Source organism: Geopseudomonas sagittaria, from assembly GCF_900115715.1.
Classification (GTDB): Bacteria; Pseudomonadota; Gammaproteobacteria; order Pseudomonadales; family Pseudomonadaceae; genus Geopseudomonas; species Geopseudomonas sagittaria.
Window position 1 is genome coordinate 19,682 of the sequence record NZ_FOXM01000014.1, and the last position, 17,470, is coordinate 37,151.

The 17,470-nt window shown below is 65.6% G+C and carries 17 protein-coding genes; 8 read left to right on the forward strand and 9 right to left on the reverse strand.

The features are described from left to right. The first annotated feature begins 5 nt into the window (after positions 1-5). Positions 6-1,370: a KGGVGR-motif variant AAA ATPase gene (locus BM297_RS16110; RefSeq protein WP_092433333.1), complete on the forward strand. Its 1,365-nt coding sequence runs from the start codon at positions 6-8 to the stop codon at positions 1,368-1,370. Next, entirely contained in the window at positions 1,367-2,830 is a 1,464-nt protein-coding gene (locus tag BM297_RS16115; protein ID WP_092433334.1) for a hypothetical protein, read from the forward strand. Before BM297_RS16110 ends, BM297_RS16115 begins: the two co-directional genes overlap by 4 nt. Positions 2,831-3,205: 375 nt before the next feature. On the opposite strand, the gene BM297_RS16120 is transcribed toward BM297_RS16115, so the two are convergent. After that, a complete protein-coding gene (locus BM297_RS16120; RefSeq protein ID WP_245768274.1) occupies positions 3,206-3,526 on the reverse strand; it encodes a hypothetical protein in 321 nt (106 codons plus the stop codon). A gap of 246 nt (positions 3,527-3,772) precedes the next feature. Between BM297_RS16120 and BM297_RS16125 the strand changes: the two genes are divergently transcribed. The 3 genes from BM297_RS16125 (at position 3,773) to BM297_RS16135 (ending at position 4,844) form a co-directional block, all read left to right on the forward strand. Continuing rightward, positions 3,773-4,192: a secondary thiamine-phosphate synthase enzyme YjbQ gene (locus tag BM297_RS16125; RefSeq protein ID WP_092433336.1), complete on the forward strand. Its 420-nt coding sequence runs from the start codon at positions 3,773-3,775 to the stop codon at positions 4,190-4,192. Positions 4,193-4,260: 68 nt separating this feature from the next. Beyond that, on the forward strand, positions 4,261-4,557 hold the full coding sequence (locus BM297_RS16130) for a type II toxin-antitoxin system RelE/ParE family toxin (RefSeq protein ID WP_092433512.1): 297 nt from the start codon (positions 4,261-4,263) through the stop codon (positions 4,555-4,557). Then, positions 4,554-4,844, forward strand: coding sequence for an addiction module antidote protein (locus BM297_RS16135; protein WP_090312399.1), 291 nt, complete (start codon positions 4,554-4,556; stop codon positions 4,842-4,844). Before BM297_RS16130 ends, BM297_RS16135 begins: the two co-directional genes overlap by 4 nt. 126 nt (positions 4,845-4,970) lie before the next feature. Here the strand turns inward: BM297_RS16135 and BM297_RS21885 are convergent, their stop codons facing one another. Then, positions 4,971-5,498, reverse strand: a complete 528-nt coding sequence (locus BM297_RS21885; RefSeq protein WP_175526674.1) for a CAP domain-containing protein — start codon at positions 5,496-5,498, stop codon at positions 4,971-4,973. Between the two features lie 268 nt (positions 5,499-5,766). Between BM297_RS21885 and BM297_RS16145 the strand changes: the two genes are divergently transcribed. From BM297_RS16145 to BM297_RS16155, 3 genes are all read left to right on the forward strand, one after another. Beyond that, positions 5,767-6,732 carry a class I SAM-dependent methyltransferase gene (locus BM297_RS16145; RefSeq protein ID WP_092433339.1) on the forward strand — a complete coding sequence of 322 codons (966 nt, stop codon included), beginning with the start codon at positions 5,767-5,769 and terminating at the stop codon, positions 6,730-6,732. 74 nt (positions 6,733-6,806) lie between these two features. After that, on the forward strand, positions 6,807-7,565 hold the full coding sequence (locus BM297_RS16150) for an FRG domain-containing protein (protein ID WP_092433342.1): 759 nt from the start codon (positions 6,807-6,809) through the stop codon (positions 7,563-7,565). A gap of 74 nt (positions 7,566-7,639) precedes the next feature. Further along, a complete protein-coding gene (locus BM297_RS16155) occupies positions 7,640-8,728 on the forward strand; it encodes an FUSC family protein (RefSeq protein WP_092433344.1) in 1,089 nt (362 codons plus the stop codon). An 8-nt stretch (positions 8,729-8,736) separates the two neighbouring features. Here the strand turns inward: BM297_RS16155 and BM297_RS16160 are convergent, their stop codons facing one another. The 7 genes from BM297_RS16160 to uvrD all read right to left on the reverse strand — a co-directional run bounded on the left by BM297_RS16160 (position 8,737) and on the right by uvrD (position 17,380). Beyond that, positions 8,737-9,609 carry an EamA family transporter gene (locus BM297_RS16160; RefSeq protein ID WP_092433346.1) on the reverse strand — a complete coding sequence of 291 codons (873 nt, stop codon included), beginning with the start codon at positions 9,607-9,609 and terminating at the stop codon, positions 8,737-8,739. 140 nt (positions 9,610-9,749) lie between these two features. Then, positions 9,750-10,544, reverse strand: a complete 795-nt coding sequence (locus tag BM297_RS16165) for an ankyrin repeat domain-containing protein (RefSeq protein WP_092433348.1) — start codon at positions 10,542-10,544, stop codon at positions 9,750-9,752. Between the two features lie 20 nt (positions 10,545-10,564). Continuing rightward, entirely contained in the window at positions 10,565-12,220 is a 1,656-nt protein-coding gene (locus BM297_RS16170; RefSeq protein WP_092433350.1) for a SagB family peptide dehydrogenase, read from the reverse strand. Positions 12,221-12,414: 194 nt separating this feature from the next. Next, positions 12,415-12,819, reverse strand: coding sequence for an SMI1/KNR4 family protein (locus BM297_RS16175; RefSeq protein WP_092433352.1), 405 nt, complete (start codon positions 12,817-12,819; stop codon positions 12,415-12,417). Positions 12,820-12,970: 151 nt separating this feature from the next. Beyond that, complete coding sequence (locus BM297_RS16180) at positions 12,971-13,861, reverse strand: Tim44 domain-containing protein (protein WP_092433354.1); 891 nt, start codon at positions 13,859-13,861, stop codon at positions 12,971-12,973. A gap of 157 nt (positions 13,862-14,018) precedes the next feature. Continuing rightward, positions 14,019-15,122: a TRAP transporter substrate-binding protein gene (locus BM297_RS16185; RefSeq protein WP_092433356.1), complete on the reverse strand. Its 1,104-nt coding sequence runs from the start codon at positions 15,120-15,122 to the stop codon at positions 14,019-14,021. An 80-nt stretch (positions 15,123-15,202) separates the two neighbouring features. Beyond that, on the reverse strand, positions 15,203-17,380 hold the full coding sequence (uvrD, locus tag BM297_RS16190) for a DNA helicase II (protein WP_092433357.1): 2,178 nt from the start codon (positions 17,378-17,380) through the stop codon (positions 15,203-15,205). Positions 17,381-17,470: the final 90 nt, after the last annotated feature.

Consider the following 17,470-nt stretch of genomic DNA (forward strand, 5'->3'; position numbering starts at 1 on the left):
AAATCATGGTTAGATTTGACGACAGTCTGCAAGTGCTTGTAAGAAAAGTTGCCGAACTCCTTGGGCGGGACCTCCTCTCCACTGGGACGGTCCTGCGGGATGCAACAGGCAGGCTTTCTTTCTTTTGCTCTGCAGAGCTAGATGAAACCATGCACTCCAACTTGACAGAGGCATTAAGAATAGAGCTAGGGCCTTATGCCGGAAAAGATCGAGTCGTGGTTAGCTCCTCCGAGTACGGTGCATCCCGAGTTCTCCAGGACAACAAGGCGATTAAAATAAAAGTTGGCGACTTCCTTATCAGACTGATTGATAGACGCATTGTTGGGGCCGACTGGCTCCGTGCACCTGTTAGGCTGGCGCCACCACCCCCTCGATTTGTCTTCTCTAGCATTAAGGGTGGGGTTGGTCGATCAACTGCACTGGCAGTGGCTGCATCGGCCTTATCGAGGCAAGGTCTTCGAGTGCTGGCAATCGATTTAGACATTGAGGCGCCTGGGCTTGGGCCAATTCTGCTTAACAATGACACCTTGCCCGAGTTCGGATTGATTGATGCCCTTGTTGAAAATGGAATATCCTCACTGGATAGACAGTTCCTTGCCGATCTAATAGGGCCATCTGACCTCTCGAATGGACGCGGACGTATTGATGTTATTCCAGTGCTTGGCAAGAGATCATTGAATAATCCTGGGGATGTCTTGTCAAAAATTGCACGCGCATATATGGAAGACATTAGGGAGGATGGAAGTGTTGCAACAATTTTGGACCAAATAAGCGAACTGATTGACTATTTCTCCGACTCAAGACAGTACGATGCAATATTAGTTGACGCTCGTGCGGGGCTGCATGAGACGACTGCGTCTGCCATACTAGGAATGGGAGCAGAAGTTCTTCTTTTTGGACTTGATGAGCCCCAGACATTTCAGGGATTCAAAATTCTTCTCTCTCATATGGCGAGATTTGGTGATGAGGGAGCGGTTCCAGAGTGGCTTTCGAGATTTACAATCGTCCAAGGCAAGGCACCCAGCGAGCTAGAAAGCCGACAGCGTTTTGCAGATCAATGCCGAAGCCTGTTTGCTGACCTCGGCTTGGTTGAAAAGCCCGACATTTGTAATCCTGAATCCTTCTCACAAGAGATTGGATTTGGGGACATTGAATGGAACGACGAAGCTTCAGATGAAGACATCCTTCCAAAAGAAGACTATCAATACCTAGAGCCTTTAGCGATCTTGGATGATCCTAAATTTAAAGGATTCAACCCTCAGGCACATACTGACCTTCTGGAAAGTGGAGTCTATGTCGCAGCTTATGAGCAGCTACTGGCAAAAATTCGCGCCACTATCCCTGATAGTTTGGAGGGTATAAATCCATGATGAACCAAGCCGACTACCTTGCTATACGCCTTGCTATTTCTTCCATCCCTGGCGATGTTTCCAATGATGCTGTCGGAGCGCATGTCGCGAGAATAGAGGAATTATTTGCGCCAGACTCACATGCTGTTGCCCTTAACCCAACTACTCCAGTGGTCGTAGGGGCAAGAGGTAGTGGAAAAAGCTTCTGGTCAGGCGCATTAGGCCAAGAAAGCACTTTAAAGGCAGCGGCGAAAGCCTACCCTAAGTTGGGCCTGGAGCGCCTTGACGTTCGATTTGGCTATACTGGAATCCCTGGACCTGGAGGAGTTTCCTCAGATGCTGTTGACTCCTTGGTTCCCTCAGACGCCTCGCTTGAGCAGGCCAAGATATTTTGGTGGGGAACAGTAATTCATGCCATACAGCGAAACCGAGGAACTGACAAGAAGTTATCTGACTGCATGGCATTAGGTGCTAGCTGGGAGGACAGAGAAAACATCATCCTAAAATGCGAGAATGAACTGTCGCCCCAAGGAAGGATGCTTCTCATTGTATATGATGCTGTTGATACAGTAGCGAGAACCTGGCCTCGCAGGCGCCTTTTGACAGAGGCGCTGTTTGAGGTTGTTTGGGCGATGAGGGCTTATCGGAACATTCGAGTTAAAATTTTTATCAGACCTGACCAGATAGATGATGATTCTCTTCGGTTTGTTGAGCTTCCCAAGCTGCGAGCAGGTTCGGTTCGCTTAACTTGGCAATGGACAGATCTTTATGGCCTTTTGTTTTCCAGGATGGCATTAAATTCCTCATCGGACGCAAAGAAGGCTTTCGAAAAACTCCTTATTTCGTGTGGTTTGCCAGCGGCTGATCAAGAATCCGTGCTAACCAGGCGTTGGTCATTGGTCACAGACGAAGCGGACCAGAAGAAACTGATGAGCGCCATCTCTGGACCTTATATGGGATCAGGAGTTCATGCCTATAAAAAAGGGATAACATACGACTGGCCTTTAAAACACTCTGCTGACGCTTTTTCTGAAGTAACTCCACGAAGTTTTTTAGGCCTAATGGTTGCGGCCGCCAAGCACGGAATGGCACCTGTCGACAAAGTGGTGAGCCCAGATGGGATTAGGCATGGCCTGAGGGAAGCGTCGAAAACGCGTGTGGATCAGCTACATCAAGAGTTCCCCTGGATTAAAGGTGTATTGGCGCCAATGGCGGGCCTTCTTTTACCTCAGGAAGAACAGACTGTATTTGAAGTCTGGACTCGGGCTAACACGGTAGCAAAGCTAATCTCTGATGCTTCCGAACAAAAATATTTGCTTCCATTCAAAAGCAACGAAGACCGTTCAGAATTCGGCCTTTTTAGTGTTCTGGAGGAAATAGGGGTTATGTTCAGAAGGAAAGATGGCCGACTAGACATGCCAGATCTATTCAGGGTAGCAGCTAGACTATTGAAGAAGGGTGGGATCACCCCCAATGGTTAGTTAATCATTTTGATCGTGCCACGCTCCTGCGAGAGTACTTCGCCCGGACCGTTCTTGGGACGGGAGGCGGAGCGTCCTTGGTCCGGCTACCACACAGAAGCGCGGTAGCCATCAGCATGTAGGGAGGACAACGGCGCAGCCTTGTCCACCAATCCACATCGGCAGAGGCGGACAATCGCTACGCGAGTTGCCCACCCTACGAATACCGAACGCCTCAGGACGCCGCTCTCCCATTTGATCGTGCCCACACTCCCGCGTGGGAACGCGGCTCAAGCCGCTCCTGCGGCTGAACACGGAGCGTCCAGAGGTCAGGAGCCATCAGAAAAAACCATGGGCTGTGGAAAAGTGGTTATCCACAGCCATGCGGAGGGCCGCTCAGGGCAGCGGCCTGACCTCCGCCAGCTCAAGCTCCACCGAAAGCAGATCGACCAGCGCGGCCAGGCTCATGCTTTCGTAGTTGTCGAAGGCGTCCTCGTCGAGTTGCTCGACATACACCCTGTAATGCTCCGGTGGCTGGCCCAGGGTGTTCAGCCAGATCCGCAGATGCGAATCGCTGGAGTGCAGGAGATAGACCGCCCTCGCGTCCTGCTGGCTCCCGGTATCCACCACGAAGGCATCCGGCCCCAGTTGCTCGGTCAGCAGTAGCAACACGTGCCGGATGTCCTGATGTTTATCCAGCGCCCAGATGTTCACCATGTCTAGCTTCTCCAAGCTTCACTGCGCCAGCCGCGCCCACCGGACGGCACAGCAGCAGCCCCAAATACCGTTCTACCCGTACCACAAGCAAGAAATCGACCGCCTCTACCGGAGATCTGGCTGGAGACAGCTGCTGCGTGGGGTACAGCGGCTTTTCTGCGGCTGGCGGAAGGAAGTTATCCACCGTAGCCAGGGGCCGAGACGGATAAAATCTGTCCACTTTCGGACAAGGGAAGACCGTGTACCATGTGGCACCAATACCGCTTCCAGCTCAAACCCCGCCGCCGCGGCTTCCACCTGGTGACGGACGAGATCCTCGCCCACTGCCCGGCGATCCGCGAGATGCGCGTCGGGCTGATGCATGTGTTCATCCAGCACACCTCCGCCTCGCTGACCCTCAACGAGAACGCCGACCCCACGGTACGCAGCGACTTCGAGGCCTGGTTCAACCGCGCCGTGCCCGAGGACGAGCCCTACTACCAGCACACCCTGGAAGGCAGCGACGACCTGCCGGCGCATATCAAGAGCAGTCTGCTGGGCAACAGCTTGAGCCTGCCGATCACCAATGGCAGGCCGAATCTGGGTACCTGGCAGGGGATCTACCTCTGCGAACACCGCGAGCACGGCGGGGCGCGGACACTGGTGGTGACCTTGCACGGGGAATGAGCCGCTCGAAGTCGAGCCTGCAGCCGGCGGGCGCTTGCGCATCGTATCCAATTGGATACACTCGATGCCTGAACTACCTCATCCAGCAAACCGACACCTTCGCCAACTGGCATACCGCGTTGCGCGACCTGCGCGCCAGGATCGCCATCGCCCGGCGCATCGACCGTGCTGCGGCCGGCAATCTGGGCGACGTGAAGCCGGTAGGCGAGGGAGTGTCGGAGATGCGTGTGGATGTTGGACCGGGTTACCGGCTGTACTTCACGCGGCGGGGCGAGATGCTGATTCTGCTGTTGTGCGGCGGGGACAAGTCCTCGCAGTCGCGTGACATTGCGCTGGCCAAGAGGCTGGCTGGAGAGATCGAATGAAACCCGTGATTACCGAGTTCGACCTGGCGGCGCTGCTCGACAGCGAAGAAGCAATCAGCGAATACCTGTCCCAGGTGCTGGCCGAGGGCGATATCGACGAACTGATTCGCGCCGTCGGCCATGTCGCCAAGGCGCGCGGCATGGCGCAGATCGCAAGGGATTCCGGTCTGGGCCGTGCCAGCCTTTACAAGGCCTTCGCCCCCGGCGCCAAGCCTCGCTTCGATACCGTGGTGAAGGTGATGCGCGCAATGGGAGTCGAGCTGGCGGCGCATCCGCTGCGCGCCTGATCCACCACGCTGTTTTGATCGTGCCCACGCTCCCCAGGCCACTCCCGCGGCTGGACGCGGAGCGTCCGGAGGTCAGGCTCCCACGCAGGAGCGTGGGAGCCATCGGTTACGCCCCAGCGGCTCACCTCAATACGGCGCCCGCCCCAGATAATTGCCCTTCGGCTCGTAGTGACAGACCACGATCATCTTGTCGCCGCATTCGCTGACGCCGCAGCCGAGGCGGCGGGTGTCGCGCCAGACCATTTGGGTGTAGTGGCCGCTCGGTGCCCAGTTGTGCGGGCGCAGCGGACCGCCGCGGTAGAGGCGTTTCTCCCGCGCCCAGGCGCGGGCGGCGTCGGGCACCTCATAGTAGTCGGCGGTGGCCCGGTACAGGTTCTCTCCGTAGCCCGAGCCACGGCTGTGCTGCATGCGGCAACTGCTGTCGGCGAGGTGGTCCGCCCAGCGCTGGGCGCTGCGGGCGACCTGGGGCGACCATTGCAGGGGCCGCACGCCGACATCGGCGCGCGCCCGGTTGTGTTCGCGCAGCAGGTCTTTCACCTCGTCCGGGTAGAGTCGCGAGCCGTTCGCGGCGGAGGCGGCGGGGGTGCCGGTGCAGGCGAACAGCAGTAGGGTGGCGACACACAACGACAGGCAGCGGGCAGGGCGGATAGGCATGGGGAACGCTTCGCGTGGGCAGGTGGATGGAATGCACCGAGCGCAGACCACACGCCGCCCGCCGCGTTCCCTATGCCGCCCCTGCCGCGCCAAATTCCCGCCCGACGACTGCGGCGCCGGTCGCCTGCCCGCCGAGGGCGTCCACGCCGCGTGCCGGCCCGCGCGCGTTGCGCCGGCGCTGAGGAAAAGCCGCTTTGCTGGTCGGCAGCGCCCCGCCGGCCGCCGGCTGCGCTTAAAATAGCCGGCAACACCTGCCCGATACCGAGCCATGCACCCACAAGCCATCGCCACCCTGCACGAGCAATTGATCAACGCCCTGAGTTCCCTGCCCGACGAAACCCGTCGCCTGTTCCACGGCCGCGGCCGGCGCTGGGCGGGGCTCGAGCATGTCACCGCCGACTGGCTGCAGGGCGTGCTGCTGGTGGCGCTGTTCCGCGAGCCGGGCGAGGCCGAGCTGGCCGCGCTGAAGCAGATGCTGCTGGCGCTGACCGAGTCTCCGGCCTGGCAGGCCAGCCAGGCGCACACCCTGCTGCTGCAGCACCGCTACCTGCCGGAGAGCACTACCGAATTCCTCCGCGGCGAGCCCATCGACGAATGGCTGATCAGCGAGAATGGCCTGCGCTTCAAGCTGGACATCGGCAGGAAGCAGAACAACGGCCTGTTCCTCGACATGCGCTACGGCCGCCGCTGGGTGCAGGAGCAGGCGCAGGGCAAGCGGGTGCTCAACCTGTTCGCCTACACCTGCGGCTTCTCGGTGGCGGCGCTGGCCGGCGGCGCCGAGCAGGTGGTGAACCTGGACATGGCCAAGGCGGCGCTGAACCGCGGGCGCGACAATCACCGCCTGAACGGCCAGGATCTCGACCGGGTGAGCTTTCTCGGCCACGACCTGTTCAAGTCGTGGGGCAAGCTGAAGAAGTACGGCCCCTACGACCTGATCATCATCGACCCGCCGTCTTTCCAGAAGGGCAGCTTTGCGCTGACCAAGGACTACCAGAAGATCCTCCGCCGCCTGCCCGACCTGCTGACCGCCGACGGCACGGTACTGGCCTGCGTGAACGATCCGGCCATCGGCGTCGACTTCCTGATCGACGGCATGGCCAGCGAGGCGCCCAGCCTGCGCTTCGCCGAGCGCCTGGAAAACCCGCCCGAGTTCGCCGACATCCACCCCGACAGCGGCCTGAAGGCCCTGGTGTTCATCCAGAACAGTCCCAGCGCCGCCGCTCACCCCGCGTAAACGACCCGGGAGCGCGCGCCCACAGGCCCGCGCTGCTCGCTCCCGGTGCAGTACAGCCAACAGGTTTTTCGCTCATGAACAAGGCAACGCAACCCCGCTGGACGTCCGGCCGAGTCCGCGACGGCATCGAGGAGATCCACATCCGCAAGTGGAACTTCTTCATCGACTACGTGCAGGAAACCTTCTCGCCCGGCTGCGGCTGGATCTATCGCGGCCATCGCAAGGACTACTACAAGCTCGAGTCGACCATCGACCGGCGGATCGCCGACAAGTCGAAGACCGCCAAGCTGCGCCAGGAGCAGCTCAATCGCTTCAAGATGGCCATCCGCGGCAAGCGGGGCGCCAATCCGCCGCAGTACGACGAGCCGCTGGAGTGGTGGGCACTGGGCCAGCACTTCGAGCTGCTGACGCCGCTGGTCGACTGGACCCACTCGCCCTACACCGCGGCGTTCTTCGCCTTCGCCAACACCGACAAGGACGACACCCGCAAGCGCATCATCGTGTCGCTGAACAAGCACGAGGTCGAAGGGCGGCCCAATCTGGCCCGGATGGTGCGCTTCTACACGCCGAACTCCGACGAGAATGCGCGGGTGCTCGGCCAGAACGGGCTGTTCTCCTATTCGGAGACCGGCGAGGAGCTGGAAGCGCTGATCGCCAGCGAGTTTGCCGGCTCCAACCAGGCGATCATCCGCAAGATCCACCTGCCCAACGCGGAAAGGATCGACGTGCTGCGCGGCCTCGAGCAGATGAACATCAACCACCTGACGCTGTTCCCCGATCTCAGTGGCGCGAGCAACTACGCCAACATGCAGTTCGAGCTTTACTCCAGATAGCCTGCGCCGCGCGTGCACCGGCAAGCGCTGGGCTGAGCAGGATGCGGTGGCGCGGTTCAGGAAGGAGAGGCGTGATGCACGGCAAATGGGCTGAACTGCAACGACTGCTGCAGGCGCAGTGGCGCCAGCTGCTGACCATCAACCCCAGCGACCGGCCCTGGCAGAAGCCCTTCGCCGCGGCGCTGGCCAGTGGTCTGCCGCTGCTGATCGGCGCGCTGCTGGACCGGATGGATTTCGGGCTGGTTTCCGCGCTGGGCGGGCTGGTGTTTCTCTACACACCGCGCACGCCGCTGTACCACCGCATGCTGACGGTGATGGCCAGCGCCTTCGCGATGATCGCCTGCTACACGCTGGGCCTGATGAGCCACTTCCTGCCGCTGTTGATGATGCCGACGCTGGTGTTCGTCACCATCCTGGTGACCATGGCCTGCCGCTTCTACGGTCTGGGGGTGCCCGGCAGCCTGTTCTTCGTCATGGCCGCGTCGATCGGCGCCTACACGCCGCTGGAATGGGAGCAGGTGCCGCAGATGGTCGGCCTGCTCGCCATGGGGGCCCTGCTGGCCTGCCTGATCGCCTTCTTCTACAGCGCCCACATCCTGCGCCAGCGCGAGCCGGATCCTGTACCGCCGCTGCCGGTGCCGACCTTCGACTTCGTGGTGTTCGACTCGGTGCTGATCGGCGTGTTCGTCGGCCTGGCGCTGGCCCTCGCCCAAGCCCTGCAGCTGGAGAAGGCCTACTGGGTGCCGGTCAGCTGCCTGGCGGTGATCCAGGGCGCCTCGCTGCAGGCGGTGTGGAACCGGCAGCTGCACCGTCTGCTCGGCACCGGCATCGGCCTGCTGCTGGCCTGGGGGCTGCTCCTGCTGCCGCTCGACCGCTGGAGCATCACCCTGGCGATGATGCTGCTGGCCTTCGTGGTCGAGACGGCGGTGGTGCGCCACTACGGTTTCGCCGTCATCTTCATCACGCCGATGACCATCCTGCTCGCCGAGGCCGCCACCCTCGGCCAGGGGCCGGTCGCCGCGCTGATCGAGGCGCGCTTCTACGACACCGTGCTGGGTTGTCTGGTCGGCCTGGCCGGCGGCATCTGCATCCACAACGCGCGCTTTCGCGCCGTGGTGGGGCGGCAGATGCGCCGGCTGGTGCCGGCGCGCTTCGGCGGCTGAGGCGCCTGTCAGGCGGGGCTGGGAGCGCTCCAGCGCCGCCGTCCCAGCCGGCACAGCCACAGCGAGGCGAGGATCACCGCGCCGCCGGCGGCCAGGCGCGGCAGGTCGGCGTCGCGGTTCCAGATCAGCAGGTTGACCACCAGGCCGGCCGGCACGTGCAGCTCGTTGAGCACCGCCAGGGTGCCGGCATTCACCCGCGTGCTGCCCTTGACCCACCAGAACATGCCCAGCGCGGTGGCGAACAGGCCCATCCACAGCAGCACGCCCCACTGCACGGCGGTGTGCGGCAGCTTGGCCGGGTTGCCGAACAGCAGGAAGGAGGGCAGGGCGAGGACCAGTGCACCGAGGAAGAAGTGGCCGAAGTAGCGATGCAGCGGCTGCTCGACCGGATAGCGCGCCAGCAGCTGGCGGCACAGCACCTGGCCGGCGGCGAAGGTGGCGTTGGCGACCTGCAGGAGCAGGAAGCCGAGCAGGTAGTCGCCCTCCAGCGGCTTGAAGCGGATGATCGCCCCGCCGCCCACCGCCACCACGGCGGCGACCAGCGCCCAGGGGTTGAAGCGCCGCGCCAGGGCGTCGTCGAGCAGGGTCACGTAGATCGGCGTGAGCACGGTGAACAGCAGCACCTCGGGCACCGTCAGCACGGTGAAGCTGCGGTACAGGCACAGGTAGGTGACGCCGAACTGCAGCGCGCCGGCCAGCCAGAAGCCGGCCACCAGCCGCCCCGGCAGGCCGCGCCAGACGGTGAGCGGCAGGAACACCAGGGCGGCGATCACCACCCGCGCCAGCACGGCGAAGTCGCTGTCCACCTGGCCGGCCAGGTACTCGCCGATCAGGCTGAAGGAGAAGGCCCAGAGCAGGGTGACGGTGAGCAGGTAGGGCATGGCTGGCGTGGCTCGCGACGGACGGGGCGCGGATCATAGGCCGCGGCGGCGGGGAACGTCGAGGCGCCGCCGGCCGCCGAGGCGCCGCCGGCCGCGGGACGCACTGAGGACGGAGACCCGCGCAGCGTGCGTCGCTGGCCTCAGTCCGCCGTATGCCGCAGCAGCTTGAGGCAGGTCTTCGAAGCGGCCAGCTCCACCGCGCGCAGGTCGTCGAAGTTGCGCAGCTGCGGGTCGGCGCCGGCGGCGAGCAGCAGTTCGAGCAGCTGCGGGCGGTCGCTGGAGGCGGTGTACATCAGCGCGGTGGAGCCGGCGTCGTTGCGGTTGTCCAGCTCGATGCCGGCCTCGATCAGGTCCTGCACCAGGCCGGCGTCGCGCGACACGCAGCCCAGCCACAGGGCGGTGTTGCCGTCGTCGTTGCGCGCGTGCAGGTCGACGCCGAGGGCCAGCAGTTCCTCGACGATCGCCCGATCGCCCTGCAGCGCGGCGCGCATCAGCGGGGTCAGGCCGTGCCGGCCGCGGGCGTTCAGGTCGCCGGCCGGGTACTCCCAGTCGGCGAGGAAGGCGGCGAGGATGGGGCTGAGCGCATCGCTCGGCGCCTCCTCGGCGGCGGGCGCGGCCAGGGCGTTGGCCAGCGGCCGGAAGCCGCCGTCGACGCTGTAGACGCGGGCGAAGCGGAAGTCGCTGAACATCTGCGCGAAGGTCTTGCTGGCGTTGCCGTGGTAGCAGTAGACCAGCACCGGCGCCTCCCTAGGCAGGCGGCCGAGCCACAGCGGCACGCGCTCCTCGCTGAGGTGCATGGCGCCTTCGAGGTGCTCCTGCTGGTAGCTCTGCAGGTCGCGCACGTCGAACAGGCGGATCTCCGGCTCGCTGCGGATCAGCGCCGCGGCTTCGTCGGCAGCGAGGCATTGGAAGGGCACGCGTTCGGCGCTGGTCATGGGAAATCTCCGCAGGAAAGTCAGTCGGCGTAGGCCGGCGCGGTTTCGATGCGCGCATCGTCCAGCGCCCGGCCGACGGTGAAGTGGTAGAGGCTCTGCCAGGCCGTGCCGGACAGGCCGAGCAGTTCGTGCACCGGGTCGTCGAAGAAGCAGCCGATGCCGGTGCCGCGCAGGCCGTGGACCTCGGCTTCCAGGTAGAGCGCCTGGCCGATCAGCCCGCACTCGCGCTGCAGCGCGCGATAGGCGGCCGGGCCGGCGGCCAGCGCGGCGTCGAACTCGCAGAGCATGCCGACGGCGAAGCAGGCGCTGGACGCCAGCTCCTGGTGGCAGTGCAGGGCGCGGGCGGTGCGCGCCAGGGCGAGCGGCTCCAGCGCGCTGAGCTGCAGCAGCGATTCGATACCGGGGATCGGCCAGAGACGGAAGCGCTCGGCCAGCAGCGGGCGCAGGGCGGCCAGCTGCGCCTCGCTGCGCGGCAGCAGGTAGAGGCCGGGCACCAGGCCCTCGACGTGGGAAACGAACAGCAGCAGCGCCGCGCGCGGGTTGCCGGCGAACACGTCCCAGGGCGCGCCGGCGGCGGGCTGCAGGCGGGCGAGCAGGGCGGTGAACTGGGCGAGCGGTATGTGGTGCCGGTGGTCGAAGCGCTGGGCGCTGCGCCGGCCAAGGATGAGCGGCTGCAGCGGCTGGGCGGCTTCGCCCGGCGCGCGCGGGAGGGGCGGCGCCAGCGCGGTGGCGGGCGGCACCGCGCCATCCTCGCTGCGGCTGGCGACAGCGACTGCGCCGATCAGCGGCCAGCTGCACAGCGGCTGGCGGTCGATGGGCGAGGCGACGCCGTGCCACTGCGCGCTGGCGGCCAGCGCCTGCAACTCGGCGACCGCCAACGGCGCCGGCGGCGCGCCGCTCAGGCCGACGGCGAGGAGGATCTCGGCTTCCTCCACTTCGCTTTCGGCGCGCTTGCCGGCGGAAAACTCGCTCAACCGGTCGCTGCCGGCGAGCAGAGCCAGCGTGGCGCTGCCAACCTGGCTCTGCTCGGTGAGCGCCCAGCCCAGCGCGGCGGCGGCGTAGCGCAGGGCGCCGGCGGCGTGGCCGCTATCGAGCTGGCAGTAGCGGAAGGCGCGCTCGCCGTACTTCCAGGCCTCGCGCCACATCACCGAGGTGAGCAGCACGGCGAGGCGCGGGCCGCCGCCAGTGGTCGCGTGGCTAGCGCGCAGCTCCAGCGCGTGGCTTTCCGGGCGGTAGTGGTAGAGGCCGTCGGCCAGGCCGGCGATGCCGCCGACCAGCAGGTAGGCCTCGCTGGGGTGCAGGTTGCCGCTGGAGGGGTTGGCGCGCACCGCCCAGCGGTCCGGGCCGTAGCGCTTCCAGGCGCTGAGGCCGAGCGACAGCTGCAGCAGAGCGCCGATGCTGGCCAGGTCCGCCGGCTGCGGCGGCTGGGGTTCGTCCAGCGCGGCGAACGGGCGTTGCAGCGCCGCGTGCAGGGCGCTGCCGGGCGCCAGCGCGGCCAGGCGCGGCAGGGCGATCTGCGCGGCACCGTCGAAATGGCGGAACGGCGCCGGCTGCGCATCCCAGTCGAGGGTGCCCGGGCCGTGGGCGTAGGCGCTGAAGCGGTGCTTGGTGCGCTGGTGATAGTCGCGCACCACGGCGAGGGCAGCTGCGGGGTCGGGCAGGGTCTGGGTCGACATGGGACGGGCACGCTCCTGTAGGCCTGGGGAAGACCTTTGCAAGAGCAATACCAGAATGGCGCCCGGTCTGCAGGCCAGTCGCTACGGGCGGTTGGTCGGCCAGCCGGCGGGGCGGCCTGTCGGCTTTGCGACATTCGACGGGGGCGACGCCACAGCAGCGTCGCTTCAGCCGGTGGCGCCGCGGCCGAGGCGCGTCAGGCGCCTTCCAGCCAGACCTCGTCGATCCAGTGCCAGACCGAGTCCCAGCTCTGGTCCTCGTCGATCTCGCCGTCCCAGAGCAGCACCTGGCCTTCCGGGTCGACGGCGTAGTAGCGACCGCGGTCCTCGCACAGCGGCACCAGGTAGCGCGGCAGGCCCTCGTGCCAGGCGCGGGAGGCGACGTCCGGCAGGTAGGTGTGCGAGTGCGGGTCGCTGGCGGTCACCGGCTCCAGGTGGCCGTAGACCACGTCGCTGGCCTTGAGCAGGTACTCGCGCAGCTCGAAGGGCAGGTGGATGAGGATCTGCTCCTGGATTTCCACCAGCATGTCCTCGTCCGGCAGTTCCAGCGGCACCGGCACCGGCTCGTTCAGCTCGCGCAGTCGGTCGATCACTTCTTCCACGGCAACAGCCCTCTTGATGGGTAATGGGAACGGCAAAGCGGGGTGCTTTATAGCCTAACCGCGCGCCACTCGCGAATGGCCGGAACGACAAGACCCGGGCCAGGCCCGGGTCTTGTCGTGATTGCCGATGGTTTGGGTCGTGCGCTGCGGATCAGCCGTTCTGGCGGATGCCGGCGACCAGCCACGGCTGGTTGTCGCCGTCGGCACGCTCCATGCGCCAGCTTTCGCTGAAGGCTTCGCCCTGGTCGAAACGCGAGGTCTTGGCCACGCCGTCGAAGGTCAGGGTGGCGATGGTCTTGCCGCCCTGCTGCTCGATGCCGTCCAGGTTGACCTGCAGGTTGTCGACGTAGGTGGACTGGAAGCCGTCGCCCAGGCTGGCGCGCTCTTGCTTGAGGAACTCGAGCATCTGCGGGGTGACGAACTCGGCGATCTTGTCCATCTCCGCGGCGTCCCAGTGCTGCTGCAGGTTGAGGAAGTGCTCGCGGGCCACGCCGACGAAGCGCTGCTCGTCGAACCAGGCCGGGGCGTTGAAGGTGCGCGCCGGCTGCGCGGCACCGCCACCGAACACGGTATTGGCGGCCGGGGCCGGGGCAGCGTGCTGCGGCTGGGCCTGGTAGGCCTGGGTGTTGCCCATGCCGGCGTAGGCCGGGGTGGCACCCTGGGCCTGCAGCTTGCGGCGGGCGAAGGCACGGAAGGCCATGAAGGCGAGCAGGGCCAGGCCGCCGAACATCAGGAAGTCGAAGATCTGCAGGCCGTCGAAGCCGTCGCCCATGAACATGGAGGCGAGCAGGCCGCCGGCAGCGATGCCGGCCAGCGGACCGAGCCAGCGCGAGGCGCCGCTGGCCGGCTTGGCGGCCGCGGCGGCACCGGCGGTCGGCGCGGTGGCAGTCGGCGCCGCCGGCTGGGTCTGGCGCTGCTGGGTCTGGTGCGTCGGCGTGGAGCCGAACGACTTGCCGCCGCCGAAGCGCTTGGCGGCGAAGGCATCAATGCTGAGAGTCAGGCTGAGGCACAGGGCCATGGCCAGGCTGAGAAATCGTTGCATGTGAGAAGGCTCTCGGTTGTGAAATTCACGCAGGCCATCTTTGCCCAGTGGCGGGCAGGCGACCAGTTGCAGATTGTTTCGGGCTGTTGCACGGGCAGCCCTTGCCCCCCTCCTCACCCCAACCCTCTCCCCGAGGGGAGAGAGAGGGACAGCAGGCTCAACGCCAGTTGTGCAGTTCCTTCTCGGAAACCTTGCTCATCTCGACGGCCTGCTCGCGGAAGGCCTTCATCGACGACCAGATGCGGCCGTTCAGCTCGTTCTGGGCGGCCAGCTGGTCGAGCACCTGCTCGGACTCGTGGCGCATGGCGGCCAGCACCTCGTCGGGGAAGCGCTTGAGCTGCACGCCCTGGTTCTTCAGCTCGGCCAGCGCCCTAGCGTTGTTCCAGGAGTACTCCTCGAGCATGACCTGCACCGAACCGCGCGAAGCCTCCTCGACGATCGCCTTGAGGTCGGCCGGCAGACTGTCCCAGGCCTTCTGGTTGATCAGCAGCTCGATGACCGCCTGCGGCTCCTGCCAGCCCGGGGCGTAGTAGTACTTGGCGGCCTTGTGGATGCCGAAGGCCAGGTCGTTGTACGGGCTGACCCAGTCGGTGGCGTCGATGGCGCCGGTCTGCATGGCGGTGAACACTTCGCCGCCGGGCAGGTTGACGGTGGTGGCGCCCAGGCGATTGTAGACCTCGGCGCCGAGGCCCGGGGTACGGATCTTCAAGCCCTTGAGGTCTTCCAGGCTGTTGATTTCCTTGTTGAACCAGCCGCCCATCTGCATGCCGGAGTTGCCCGCGGCCAGCGGCTTGATGCCGAACGGCGCGTAGGCCTCCTGCCACAGGGCCATGCCGCCGCCGTGACTCAGCCAGGCGTGCATTTCCATGGTCGACAGGCCGAACGGCACGGCGGTGAAGAACTGCGCCGCCGGGGTCTTGCCCTTCCAGTAGTAGGGCGTGGTGTGGGCCAGCTCGGCGGTGCCCTGGGACACGGCGTCGAACGCCTCCAGCGGCGGCACCAGCTCGCCGCCGGCGTACACCTTGATGGTCAGGCGGCCGCCGCTCATGGCGTTGACGCGCTGGGCGAAGCCCTCGGCGCCGGTGCCCAGGCCCGGGTAGTTCTTCGGCCAGGAGGTGACCATCTTCCAGGTGAAGGTCTGCGCCGGCGCGGCAGCCGGCTGCGCCGCGCTCTGCTGGGCGACGGGTTCATCCTTGCAGCCGGCCAGGCCCATGGCGGCCAGCAGCGCTGCGGCAGCGCCGAACAGTTGGCGACGATTCATCGGGGTATTCTCCATTGCTCGATGGGGCCGCAATCGGCCGTTTCTTGTTGTAGGGAACGCGTAACCGGCGACGCGGCCGGCTACAGGGCTTGCAGCTTGGCATAGGACAGCATCAACCACTTGCTGCCCTCGCCGTCGAAATTGACCTGCACCCGCGCCTGGGCGCCGGAGCCTTCGTAGTTGAGGATCACCCCTTCGCCGAACAGGCTGTGCTGCACGCGCTGGCCGAGGGCGAAGGCGGTTTCCGGCACGCTGGCGCCAGCGAACGGACTGGCCACGCTGCGGTTGCCGGTATACGGGCGGCTGACCGCGTTGGCCAGACGCACCTCGTGGATCAGCCCCGGCGGTATCTCGCGGACGAAGCGCGACACCTTGTTGTAGGTCTCGCTGCCGTACAGGCGGCGGGTCTCGGCGTAGGTCAGCACCAGGCGCTGCATGGCGCGGGTCAGGCCGACGTAGGCGAGACGACGCTCCTCCTCGAGACGGCCGGGCTCCTCCAGGCTCATCTTGTGCGGGAACAGGCCTTCCTCCATGCCGACCAGGAACACCAGCGGGAACTCGAGGCCCTTGGCGCTGTGCAGGGTCATCAGCTGCACGCTGTCCTGGTCGACGTCGGCCTGGGTGTCGCCGGCTTCCAGCGCGGCGTGGTCGATGAACGCGGCCAGCGGCGACAGCTCGTCCTCGCCGGTCTCGAACGCGCGCGCGGCGCTGACCAGCTCCTCGAGGTTGTCGATGCGCGTCTGGCCCTTCTCGCCCTTTTCGGCGAGGTGGAAGGGGATCAGCCCGGACTGCTCGATCACCGTCTGGGTCTGCAGGTGCAGCGGCATCGCCTCGACGCGCAGGGCGAGGCTGTCGATCAGCTCGACGAAGGCGTTCAGCGCGCCGGCGGCGCGGCCAGGAACGAGCTTGTTGCCGACCGCCTGGTGCAGCGCGCGCCACAGCGACAGGTTCTCGCCGCGGGCGATCTCGCGCAGGGTCTCCACGGTCTTCTCGCCGATGCCGCGCGGCGGCAGGTTGAGCACCCGCTCCAGCGCGGCGTCGTCCTCGCGCTCGCGCACCAGGCGCAGGTAGGCCATGGCGTTCTTGATCTCGGCGCGCTCGAAGAAGCGCTGGCCGCCGTAGATGCGGTAGGGCACCTTCTCGCGCAGCAGCGCCTCCTCGAGCACCCGCGACTGGGCGTTGGAGCGGTAGAGGATGGCGATCTCGCTGCGCTTGAGGCCGTCCTTGCGCACCGCCTCCATGATGCTCTCGACCACGTAGCGCGCCTCGTCGTACTCGTTGAAGGCGGCGTACAGGTTGAGCGGGTCGCCCTCGTGGCCCTCGGTCCACAGTTCCTTGCCGAGGCGGCCCTGGTTGTTGGCGATCAGCGCGTTGGCGGCCTTGAGGATGCGCGCGGTGGAGCGGTAGTTCTGCTCCAGGCGGATGGTCTGGGCGTCGGCGAAGTCGCGGCCGAACTGCTGGATGTTCTCGATCCGCGCGCCGCGCCAGCCGTAGATCGACTGGTCGTCGTCGCCGACCACCATCAGGCTGGCGCCGCCCTGGCCGAGCAGGCGCAGCCAGGCGTACTGCACGGCGTTGGTGTCCTGGAACTCGTCGACCAGGATGTGGCGGAAGCGCCGCTGGTAGTGTTCGAGCAGGCCGGGGTGGTCGCGCCACAGGTCCAGCGCGCGCAGCAGCAGCTCGGCGAAGTCGATCGCGCCGGCGCGCCGGCAGGCGGCCTCGTAGGCGCTGTAGATGTTGAGCATGGTGGCCAGGTAGTGGTCGCCGGCCGCCTGGATGTGCTGCGGGCGGATGCCCTCGTCCTTCTGGCCGTTGATGAACCACTGCGCCTGGCGCGCCGGCCACTTGGTGTCGTCGAGGCCCAGCTCGCGGATCACCCGCTTGACCAGGCGCTGCTGGTCGTCGGAGTCGAGGATCTGGAAGTTTTCCGCCAGCCCCGCCTCCTGCCAGTGGGCGCGCAGCAGGCGGTGGGCCAGGCCGTGGAAGGTGCCCACCCACATGCCGGCCGGGCTGACGCCGAGCAGCTGCTCGATGCGCACGCGCATCTCGGCGGCGGCCTTGTTGGTGAAGGTGACCGAGAGGATCGAATGCGCCGGGGCATTCTCCACCTCGATCAGCCAGGCGATGCGATGCACCAGCACGCGGGTCTTGCCCGAGCCGGCGCCGGCCAGCACCAGCTGGCGGCCGAGCGGAGCGGCGACGGCCTGGCGTTGGGCATCGTTGAGAGTACTAAGCAGAAAGGATAGGTCTTCGCGCATCACGGCATTCTAGCGGTCGGCGCGAAGACGGGGCAAACTCTGCGCTGGCCGGGAGTGCCGGCTGCTCGCCACGGAGAGTCAGCCGCGCCA